The following is a 10,101-nucleotide window of genomic DNA, read 5'->3' as shown; positions in this document are numbered from 1 at the left end:
AGGGCCCGGCGATGCCGGGCCCTTTCCTTGCGGGATATCCGCGGCTCAGTCGCAGTCCATGCGCCCTTTCGGCAGCACCCGCGGATTGCCCATCGCGAACAGCGTGATCGGCCGTTCCCACATCTCGAACGAGGACACGCCCGGCGTCACGCCGCAGGTGCTGGCGTATTCGAAACGTTCGCCATCGGTGGAGACGTAGAGGTCGAACTTGATCGCGTCCGGCAACGTGCTGGAGACCATCAGCGTGGTCTGGCCGGCGTCGCCGCTGCGGGTGCCGCGCAGGTTGCCCGCGCCCGGCTGCGCCGGCGCCCAGGACACCACCTTGTCGCCGACGACGTCCACCTGCAGGGCCAGCGCCGGAGAACCGCTGCCGATGGCGAAGCCCGGCGGCAGTTCGGCGCGGGCCAGCGTGCGCGCCGGCTTGTCCTTCGCGGCGACGGGCAGCAGCACCAGCGCCGCCGCGAACAGGCAGATCCGCACCCAGTCCTTCGCCATGGCTCAACCCTCCTCGGTGACGCGAAGCACTTCCTCGATCGTCGTCTCGCCGGCCAGCGCCTTGGCGATGCCGTCCTCGTACATGGTCTGCATGCCGGCGTCGCGCGCGAGCTGTTCGATCTCGCCCATGCCGGCGTGGCGCATGATGGCGCGGCGTATCTCGTCGTTCATCACCAGGAACTCGACGATGGTGGTGCGGCCCAGGTAGCCGGTCGGCGCGATGGCCGAGCCGCGCGGGCGGTACAGGAATATCTCGCCCTGCGGGTGGAAGCGGCGAAGCCCGAACTTCTCGATTTCCTCGGGCGAGGCGGCGTACTTCTCCGCATGCGTGGGCTCGAGCCGGCGCACCAGGCGCTGGGCCAGGATGCCATTGATGGTGGAGGTCATCAGGTAGTCCTCCACCCCCATGTCGAGCATGCGGGTGATGCCGCCGGCTGCGTTGTTGGTGTGCAGCGTGCTGAGCACCAGGTGACCCGTGAGCGCGGACTGGATGGCGATGCGCGCGGTTTCCAGGTCGCGCATTTCGCCGATCATGATGATGTCCGGATCCTGGCGGACGATGCTGCGCAGCGCGTGGGCGAAGTCCAGCCCGATCTGCGGCTTGGCCTGGATCTGGTTGATGCCCTCGATCTGGTATTCGACCGGATCCTCGACGGTGATGATCTTCACGTCCGGCGTGTTGAGCTTGCTCAGCGCGGTGTACAGCGTGGTGGTCTTGCCCGAGCCGGTGGGGCCGGTGACCAGCAGGATGCCGTGCGGCTGCTGCAGCACCTTCTGGAATTGCGGCAGGAAGGCATCGGTGAAGCCCAGCTTCTTGAAATCGAACACGACCGTCTCGCGGTCGAGCAGGCGCATCACCACGCTTTCGCCATGGGCGGTGGGCACCGTGCTGACGCGCAGGTCCAGTTCCTTGCCCTGCACGCGCAGCATGATGCGGCCGTCCTGCGGCAGGCGGCGCTCGGCGATGTTGAGCCGCGCCATGATCTTGATGCGGCTGATCACCGCGGCAGTGAGGTTGGCGGGCGGACTTTCGCCCTCCTCCAGCACGCCGTCGATGCGGTAGCGCACCTTCAGGCGGTTCTCGAACGGCTCGATGTGGATGTCGGAGGCGCGCAGTTCGACCGCCCGCTGGATCACCAGGTTGACCAGGCGGATGACCGGCGCTTCGGACGCCAGGTCGCGCAGGTGTTCGACATCGTCCAGGTCCGCGGTGGCTTCGCCGTCGGCGTTCTCCACGATGGCGCCCATCGCGCTGCGGCCCTGGCCGTAATAGCGCTCGACCAGGTCGCTGATCTCCGAACGCAGCGCCACCCTGACACGCACGTCGCGACCGGTGGCCAGGCGCACGGCTTCCCGCGCGTAGGCGTCTTGCGGGTCCGCCATCAGCAGGTCGACGTGCGTTTCGTCCTCACCGACCGGGCAGACATGGAACTGCTTGAGGAAACGGAGTGAAAGCGCCACCGACTCGGGCGGCACGTCGGGCATGTCCTTCGCCGTCACCAGCGGCAGCCCGAGCACCTCGGCGGCCGTCTCCGCATGATCGCGCTCGGACACCAGCCCCAGGCGCGACAGCAGCGACAGCAGGTCGCCCCCGGTCTCGTCCTGCAGGCGCCGCGCCCGCCCCAGGTCGGCTTCCTTCAGCCGCCCGCGGGCCAACAGGGCCGCGACGATGCGTTCGTCGTCGGAAAGCGGGGTGTCGAGCGCGGCAGCGTTCACGGGAGCCTCCTTCTGATGTCCGACTTTAGCAGGTCCGCCTGCCGCGCTCTGCCGTGGGCGTCCTCGATAGGACGGCCGGTCCAAATGCCGCAGTAGTGGAGGACCAGAAACGAAGACTGCTCAGCCACCTTCGCTCCTTATTGATTTAACTTCCTCCGCTCCTTTGTTGTTCAACTCCGAAGGGCGAAGCGGTTAACTGCTGGCGTCGCGCCTTGCTAGCCACCGCCACATCACCGCCGACACCCGCACGTTCACGTTGAAGGCAGGGCCGGGAGAGGATCAGGCTGGTCCAAGTAGGCAATCAAGCGATTGGCCCGTGCCAATGTATCGACGTCAAGGTCGGCAAATTCTCCGGCATAACGACGTTTCAGGGTTTCGTAATGTCCCGGGCCGTGCAACCTAGCCAAGATCAGGCCAGTCAAGGCCGACGCCGCGTTGTACCCCTGCCAAACCGGAGGATCAAAGTCTGTGGGGCTACTGTGATTCTTCTTTAGATATAGCGCCAACACCTGCTCCGGCGTTGCGTAGGACATCAACGCCGGATAGAGCCGATCCATGACGAAGCTCCGCAATTGCGGCAGGAACGTTTCCAGTTCTTCCTCGTGCTGACAGCGCATGTCGGCTGTCCAGTCGTTCGTGAAGTTGGCGTACTGCAACTGGACGTCTACTGCAATCTTATTCGACTCCACCGGATCGTCGGACATGAAGTAGGAGTAGATGCCCTTGCGGTGCCGCCACCCCATTTGACCGAACGGGCTTACCCGATTCTCGCCGCCAATCCGGTTGACCACACACCCCAGATAGTCATAGCGGTCTCCCTGCCATCGCTCGACGCCCCCCGAACTGGCGCGCACGAACCCCAGCGGCGTAAACCATTCCAGCATGGCCTGGTCCACGATCTTATCCAACTTTTTAAATGGCAGCACGGTCATTACGGCCATGTCCTCTTGATGATGCCCTGTGGTGAGCTTACGCAAATATTCATGGAAGACTGAATCTGGACCGGCATACCGACACGGAAGTAACACTCCAATAACTGCTTACCGCTTTCTGAGCTCTGGAAAAGGCGAAAAAGGGGACGGAGGTGATTACTTTGTTTAACTTCTTCCGCCCCATCGTCTTCCCCTTCCCCGAAGTAATCGCGCGAAGGTAACGAATCGGATCCGCAAAACTAAAGAGGGGAGAGGCGCCTGCCTTCCCCCTCCTGTGAACCGCGCCAATGGACAGGCGCTCACCCCACCCACACCCGCGCGTTGCGGAACATGCGCAGCCACGGCGAGTCTTCCGGCCAGCCGGCCGGGTGCCAGCTGTGGTTGGCGCTGCGCGGCGTACGCTCGGGGTGCGGCATCAGGATGGTGGCGCGGCCGTCGTCGCTGGTCAGGCCGGTGATGCCGTCGGGCGAGCCGTTGGGATTGAGCGGATACGCCGTCGCGACCACGCCATCGCCGTCCACGTAGCGCAGTGCGACGTGCGCCGCGGCCTGGTCGACCGCGCCGGCGAACGAGGCGCGGCCTTCGCCGTGCGCCACCGCCACCGGGATGCGCGAACCTGCCATGCCGCGGAAGAACACCGACGGCGACTCCTGCACTTCCAGCAGCGCCACGCGCGCTTCGAACTGTTCGCTCTGGTTGCGCAGGAACACCGGCCAGTGCTGCGCGCCCGGGATGATGTCCTTCAGTTGGCTCATCATCTGGCAGCCGTTGCAGACGCCGAGCGAGAACGTGTCGGCGCGCGCGAAGAAGGTCGCGAAGACATCGCGCAGGGCGTTGCGCTCCAGGATGGAGGTCGCCCAGCCACGCCCCGCACCCAGCACGTCGCCGTAGCTGAAACCGCCGCAGGCAGCCAGGCCGCTGAAGTCCGCCAGCGACACACGGCCCGCGATCAGGTCGCTCATGTGCACGTCGAACGCGTCGAAGCCGGCGCGGGTGAACGCCGAGGCCATCTCGATCTGGCCGTTGACGCCCTGCTCGCGCAGGATCGCCACCTTCGGGCGCTTGCCCGTGGCGATGAAAGGCGCCGCGACATCCTCGGCGGCATCGAACGACAGCTTCGGTTTCAGGCCGGTGCGTCCGAATTGGCGCGCGGTCTCGCGCTCCTGGTCGGCAGCCTCCGGGTTGTCGCGCAGCTTCTGCATGGCATGGGTGACCAACCACCAGGCATCGAACAGTTCCTCCCAGCGCCATTCGGTCAGCACGTCGCCGTCCTGCTGCACGCGCACCACGGCGGCCGTCGTCGGGCGCGCGATGCGCTGCGCGCATTCGGTCAGCGCGTGGCGCTCGACCAGGTCGGCGAAGGCCGCGCGATCCTCGTCGGCCACCTGCACCACCGCGCCCAGCTCTTCGGCGAACAGCGTGCGGAACGCGTCGTCGCCCCACCCGTCCAGGTTGATGTCCAGCCCGCGATGCGAGGCGAACGCCATTTCGCACAGCGTGGCAAACGCGCCGCCGTCGCTGCGGTCGTGGTAAGCCAGCAGCAGGCCGGCTTCGCGCGCATCGGCGATCAGGTGGAAGAAGTCGCGCAGACGCTGCGGATCGTCCAGGTCCGGCACGCTCTCGTCACGACCGTCGCCGGCGAACGCGGGCCATGCGCCATCGCCGCCCGACTGCGGATACACCTGCGCCAGGACGGAACCGCCGAGCCGCTTCTTGCCCGCACCCAGGCCGATCAGCCACAGTTCGCTGTCGTCTTCGCGCGCCAGCAGCGGCGTCAGCTGCTGGCGCACATCGGTGACGGGCGCGAACGCGCTGATGATCAGCGAGACCGGCGACACCGACTTTTGCGCCTGACCGTCGCTGTGCCATTGCGCCTGCATCGACAGCGAGTCCTTGCCGACCGGGATGCTGATGTCCAGTTCCGGACACAGTTCCATGCCGACAGCCTTCACCGCATCGAACAGCAGGGCGTCTTCGCCCGGGTATCCGCAGGCGGCCATCCAGTTGGCCGACAGCTTCACCCGGTGCAGCGATTCCACCGGCGCGGCGCACAGGTTGGTGATGGCTTCGCCCACCGCCATGCGGGCGGCGGCGCCCGCGTCGAGCAGCGCCAGCGGGGTGCGCTCGCCGATGGCCATGGCTTCGCCGACAAAGCCTTCGTAGCCGCTCAGCGTGATGGCGCAGTCGGCCACCGGCATCTGCCACGGACCGACCAGCTGGTCGCGTGCGGTCAGGCCACCGACGCTGCGGTCGCCGATGGTGATCAGGAACTGCTTGGCCGCCACGGTCGGATGCGCCAGCACGCGCAGGCCGGCTTCATGCAGGTCCAGTGCCCCGGTCTGCAGCGCGGGCCACTTCGGCGGGGCCGGATGCGCCGTGTCGCGATGCATCTTCGGCGGCTTGCCGAACAGCACGTCCATCGGCAGGTCGATGGGATAAGCCCCTCTCCCCTCGGGAGAGGGGTTGGGGTGAGGGGAACCGGAGCCGGTGATGGCGGAACCACCCTGACCTTCGTCACCCCTCATCCGGCGCTGCGCGCCACCTTCTCCCGGAGGGAGAAGGGAAGCATCGTCCAAGGCGCCGTAGCCCACTACAAGTCGCTCTTCCTTCGTCGCCACGCCAACGGCCGCGAACGGGCAGCGCTCGCGTTCGCAGATCGCCGCGAATTCCGCCAGCCGTGCCTGCGGCACGCCCAGCACGTAGCGTTCCTGCGATTCGTTGCACCACAGCTGCATGGGCGACAGCGAGGGATCGTCGCTGGGCACCCTGCCCAGGTCGATCACGCCACCCACGCCGGAGTCGTGCAGCAGTTCCGGGATCGCGTTGGACAGACCGCCCGCGCCGACGTCATGGAACCACAGGATCGGATTGTCCTCGCCCATCGCCACGCAGCGGTCGATGACTTCCTGGCAACGGCGTTCCATCTCCGGGTTGTCGCGCTGCACGCTGGCGAAATCCAGATCCTCGGCGCTCTCGCCCGAGGCGACCGAACTGGCCGCACCGCCACCCAGGCCGATCAGCATGGCCGGGCCACCCAGCACGATGACGGCGTCGCCGGGCGACAGCGTCTTCTTCTCCACCTGGATGCGGTCGATCGCGCCCAGGCCGCCGGCCAGCATGATTGGTTTGTCGTAGGCGCGGGTCAGCGCCTCGCCTTCTGGCAGCTCGAAGCTGCGGAAATAGCCCAGCAGGTTCGGCCGGCCGAATTCGTTGTTGAACGCGGCACCGCCCAGCGGACCATCCAGCATGATGTCCAGTGCCGGCGCCATGCGCGGATTCAGCGCGCGCGGTGCCTCCCAAGGCTGGGGCAGCGTGGGAATGCGCAGGTGCGAGACCGAGAAGCCGGTCAGGCCGGCCTTGGGCTTGCCACCGCGGCCGGTGGCGCCTTCGTCGCGGATCTCGCCGCCGGCGCCGGTGCTGGCGCCGGGGAACGGCGCGATCGCCGTGGGGTGATTGTGCGTTTCCACCTTGATGCAGAACGCCGAGTCGACGCTCGCCTCGATCCGGTACTGGCCGCTGCCGTCCGGGCGGAAACGCGCGGCCGGGTAGCCTTCCAGCACGGCCGCGTTGTCGCTGTAGGCGCTGAGCGTGTGCTCCGGCGTCTGCGCGTGGGTGTGCTTGATCATCCGGAACAGGGAACGGTCCTGCTCCTTGCCGTCGATGGTCCAGCTGGCGTTGAAGATCTTGTGCCGACAGTGCTCGGAGTTGGCCTGCGCGAACATCATCAGCTCAACGTCGGACGGATCGCGACCCAGCTCGGCGTAGCGTGTGCGCAAGTAGTCGATCTCGTCCTCGGCCAGCGCCAGGCCCAGGCGCGCGTTCGCGGCCTCCAGCTGCGCCAGCGGGATGCGCTCCAGTTCGCCGCGCGCGGGCGCGGTGAACAGGGCCTGCGCCTGCTCGCGGCTGGCGAGCAGGGACTGCGTCATCGGGTCGTGCAGCGCCTTGGCCAGCGCTGGCGACGCATCGTCCCAGCCTTCCAGGTCGATGCGCAGGCCGCGCTCGACGCGCTTCACCGGCTGGCCGGCGCCGCGCAGCAGCTCGGTGGCCTTGCTGGCCCACGGCGACAGCGTGCCCAGGCGCGGGGTGACGAAGCGGGAGACCGCGCCGTCCGCCTGCGGGGCATCGCCCTCGTTGGCCTGCAGGACGCGCCGCAGCGTGGCCAGGTCCGGGCTGGCGCCCGGGTCCGCCTCGATGAAGTACACATGCCAGGCGCCGCGAACGCGGACGGCGGGGGCGATGGACTGGAGCTTGGATTCGAGCCGCGCGCGGCGGAAATGCGACAAGGCCGATTGGCCTTCGAGGACGATCATGTCCGGGAACCGTGGGGGCGTGCCGTCAGGACGGGGCCCGCTATTGTAGCGAAGCCGGCCCGGGGCCGGCTTCCCTGGCGTCAGGGTGCGGCGCCTGCGGCGGCGGCCGGGGCCTTTTTCGCCGCCAGCTCGTCCAGTTTGGCCCGCAGGGCGGCCGGCGGCAGGTAGCCGCCCAGCTGCACGCCTTCGGCCGAGTAGATGGCCGGGGTGCCGCTCACGCCGATGCGCTGGCCCACATCGAACTCCATCGTCACCGGGTTCTTGCAGTCGCGGGGGGCGACCGGCTTGCCGGCCTTGGCATCGGTCAGCGCGCGCTTGCGGTCGGGCGAGCACCAGACCGAGATCATGTCCTTGTGGTCCTGGCTGCCCAGGCCCATGCGCGGGAACGCCAAGTATTCCACGGCGATGCCGAGGCGGTTGAGCTCGCCCACTTCGCCGTGCAGCTTGCGGCAATAGCCGCATTCGATGTCGGTGAACACGGTGACGGTGTACTTGGCGTTCGGCGGCGCGAACACGATGCGTTCGGCGTGCGGGATGGTGGCGATCAGCTTGCGACGATGCTCGGCCAGCGCGGGGCTGTTCTGCATCAGGTCTTCCTGCGCCTCCAGGTCGAGCACGGCGCCCTGCATCAGGTAGCGGCCGTCATCGCTGACATAGAGCAGTTGGCCGCCGGCAATGACCTCTCGGAAGCCCGGCAGCGGCGCCGCACCCACGTATTCCACCTTGGCACGGGGGTTGAGCTTGGCGATCGCGGCCCGGGCGCGGTCCTCTGCCGAGCCGCTGGCGGCGGTCGACGCCGTCGCGGGCTTGGCCGCAGCCGGCTTGTCGGCGGCAGGCGCTTGCGGGGCCTGCGCGCACGCGGTCAGGCTGAGGGCGCCCAGCAGGGCGGCGGTGATCAGGCGGGGCATCAGGAGCATCCGGTGGAGCCGCGGCGCGGCAGGTGGCGGAGAGAGGTGCCGATTCTGGCACACGGCGACGGGCGGCCGGCTTAACCGGCCGCAAGCGTGACCGGGTTCATGCGCGCGGGTGATGGCGGCCGTGCAGCTGTTTGAGGTGTTCGCGCGCCACCAGGGTGTAGATCTGCGTGGTCGACAGCGAACTGTGTCCCAGCAGCAGTTGCAGGGCGCGCAGGTCGGCGCCGCGGTTGAGCAGATGGGTGGCGAAGCTGTGCCGCAGTCCGTGCGGGCTGATGCGGACAGGATCGATGCCGGCCACCGCCGCGTACCGCTTGACCAGGGCCCAGAACTGCTGCCGGGTCGGCGGTTCGCCCCCCGTGCCGAGGAACAGCGACGGCACGCTGCGTTTCCCGGCGAGGGCGGGACGCGCCTGCGCCAGGTACGTTTCCAGCCAGTGCTGCGATTCCTCACCCAAGGGCACCAGCCTGTCCTTGCTGCCCTTACCCGTGACCCGCAGCACGCCCTGGCGCAGGTTGACCGCGGTGGCCGGCAGGTGGACCAGCTCGCTGACGCGCAGGCCGGCGGCGTACATCAGTTCCAGCATCGCGCGGTCGCGCAGGCCGAGCGGCGTGGCGGTGTCCGGCGCAGCCAGCAGCGCGTCGATTTCGCTTTCGGCCAGCGCCTTGGGCAGTGAGCGCGGCAGGCGCGGCGGATCCAGCAGGGCGGTCGGATCGTCACGCCGCAGCCCCTGACGCAGCCGATGGGCGAAGAAGGCCCGCAGGGCCGACAGCAGGCGGGCGTTGCTGCGCGGCGAATAGCCCTGGCGGGTCCGCCAGGCCAGGTAGTCGAACAGGCCCGCGCGATCGGTCGCGGCCAGTCCGCCCCCGCGGCCGTCGCGCCAGCGGGCGAAGCCCTCCAGGTCGCGCCGGTAGCTGTCCAGCGTGGGCCGGGCCAGTCCGCTCTCGGCCCAGATCGCATCGAGGAAGGCGGCGATATCGGCGGCATCCGTATCCGGGACCGGAGGCAGGGCGCTCGCCTGCTGGCGGCGTTCGGCGGGCGTGCGGGCAGTCATGCGGCAAGCTTAGGCGATGCGTCCCCGGTCTTGTGGGAGCGACGTGAGTCGCGAAGCGGGGAGTGGGACGCGATCGATGCTGAGGACCGATGTCTGCGGCGTCGTCCACAACCCCGCTGTTCCAGCGAGAGGGGCCGGGTCTTCGCGACTCACGTCGCTCCCACAGGAGTCGAACGGGCGTAGCCGGTATCCTGTCGCGATGAAATCCGCACCCGCTTCTACCCCTGAAAAACCCCGCACCCTGATCGGCTGGCGTCTGCTCGCCCTGCTCTACGACATCTGGCCGGTGCTGGCGATGTGGCTGGCCGTGGCTATCCCGTTCGTCCTGGTCGACGTGGTGATCAGCGGCGACGTCCGCCACAACATCGAACCCTTCAGCCCGATGTGGTGGCTGCTCTGGGCCTGCTGCTGGGGTGTCGCCGGCCTGTACGCCACCTTCAGCTGGCTGCGCGGTGGGCAGACGCTGGGCATGCGGCCATGGCGGCTGAAAGTGACCGCACTGGATGGTGGCGCGCCGTCACTCGCCACGCTGTGGCGCCGCTATGCGCTGGCGACGCTGTCCACGCTCGCGGGGGGCCTGGGCTTCTGGTGGGCGTGGCTGGACCGGGACCGTCTGACGTTCCACGATCGTTACAGCGGCACGCGCATGGTCCGGCTGCCGAAGCGCGCCTGACGCCACC

The 10,101-nt window shown here is 68.2% G+C and carries 7 protein-coding genes; 1 reads left to right on the top strand and 6 read right to left on the bottom strand.

Going from position 1 to position 10,101, the window contains the following annotated elements; translation table 11 throughout:
* Window positions 1-45 precede the first annotated feature (45 nt).
* From IAE60_RS07145 to xerD, 6 genes are all read right to left on the bottom strand, one after another.
* A complete protein-coding gene (locus tag IAE60_RS07145) occupies window positions 46-495 on the bottom strand; it encodes a hypothetical protein (protein WP_187574355.1) in 450 nt (149 codons plus the stop codon).
* Window positions 496-498: 3 nt separating this feature from the next.
* The gene (gspE, locus tag IAE60_RS07140; RefSeq protein WP_187574354.1) at window positions 499-2,211 is read right to left on the bottom strand and encodes a type II secretion system ATPase GspE; all 1,713 of its coding nucleotides are present in this window, start codon (window positions 2,209-2,211) and stop codon (window positions 499-501) included.
* Window positions 2,212-2,462: 251 nt separating this feature from the next.
* On the bottom strand, window positions 2,463-3,152 hold the full coding sequence (locus tag IAE60_RS07135) for a hypothetical protein (RefSeq protein WP_187574353.1): 690 nt from the start codon (window positions 3,150-3,152) through the stop codon (window positions 2,463-2,465).
* Between the two features lie 290 nt (window positions 3,153-3,442).
* Window positions 3,443-7,453: a phosphoribosylformylglycinamidine synthase gene (purL, locus tag IAE60_RS07130; protein ID WP_187574352.1), complete on the bottom strand. Its 4,011-nt coding sequence runs from the start codon at window positions 7,451-7,453 to the stop codon at window positions 3,443-3,445.
* A gap of 80 nt (window positions 7,454-7,533) precedes the next feature.
* Complete coding sequence (locus tag IAE60_RS07125; protein WP_185895218.1) at window positions 7,534-8,361, bottom strand: thioredoxin fold domain-containing protein; 828 nt, start codon at window positions 8,359-8,361, stop codon at window positions 7,534-7,536.
* Window positions 8,362-8,467: 106 nt separating this feature from the next.
* On the bottom strand, window positions 8,468-9,421 hold the full coding sequence (xerD, locus tag IAE60_RS07120) for a site-specific tyrosine recombinase XerD (protein ID WP_162110761.1): 954 nt from the start codon (window positions 9,419-9,421) through the stop codon (window positions 8,468-8,470).
* Between the two features lie 199 nt (window positions 9,422-9,620).
* Between xerD and IAE60_RS07115 the strand changes: the two genes are divergently transcribed.
* The gene (locus tag IAE60_RS07115; RefSeq protein WP_187574351.1) at window positions 9,621-10,094 is read left to right on the top strand and encodes an RDD family protein; all 474 of its coding nucleotides are present in this window, start codon (window positions 9,621-9,623) and stop codon (window positions 10,092-10,094) included.
* Window positions 10,095-10,101 lie beyond the last annotated feature (7 nt).

Origin of the sequence: Pseudoxanthomonas mexicana, from assembly GCF_014397415.1 — a bacterium.
Classification (GTDB): domain Bacteria; phylum Pseudomonadota; class Gammaproteobacteria; order Xanthomonadales; family Xanthomonadaceae; genus Pseudoxanthomonas_A; species Pseudoxanthomonas_A mexicana.
The sequence above is the reverse complement of the archived record's forward strand: the minus strand, read 5'-3'. Positions and strand labels throughout refer to the sequence as shown.